Annotated in this window: 1 protein-coding gene; it reads right to left on the bottom strand. The window is 64.7% G+C overall.

Features of this window, described 5'->3' with window-relative positions; translation table 11 throughout:
• Window positions 1-348: beta-ketoacyl synthase N-terminal-like domain-containing protein (locus GWK61_RS55645; protein WP_267254623.1), on the bottom strand; the 348-nt coding region annotated here is incomplete at both ends.

The raw sequence follows: 348 nt of genomic DNA, 5'->3' as shown, positions 1-348 counted from the left end.
CCCCATCCTGATTGACCGCACTCCCCCGAACCACCGCCCACACCCGACGCCCAGCACGCCGCGCATCCGACAACCTCTCCAACACCAACAAACCAACACCCTCAGCCCAACCAGTCCCATCCGCACCCGCAGCAAACGCCTTACACCGCCCGTCTGGCGACAGCCCCCGCTGCCGACTGAACTCCACAAACAAACCCGGCCCGGCCATCACCGTCACACCGCCAGCCAGCGCCAGATCACACTCCCCAGCCCGCAGAGCCTGACCCGCCAAATGCAACGCCACCAACGACGACGAACACGCGGTATCCACCGAAACCGCAGGACCCTCCAACCCCAACACATACGAAA

Source organism: Catenulispora rubra, assembly GCF_015356825.1.
In the GTDB taxonomy this organism is placed as follows: Bacteria; Actinomycetota; Actinomycetes; order Streptomycetales; family Catenulisporaceae; genus Catenulispora; species Catenulispora rubra.
This window is presented reverse-complemented; position numbering and strand designations above follow the sequence as displayed.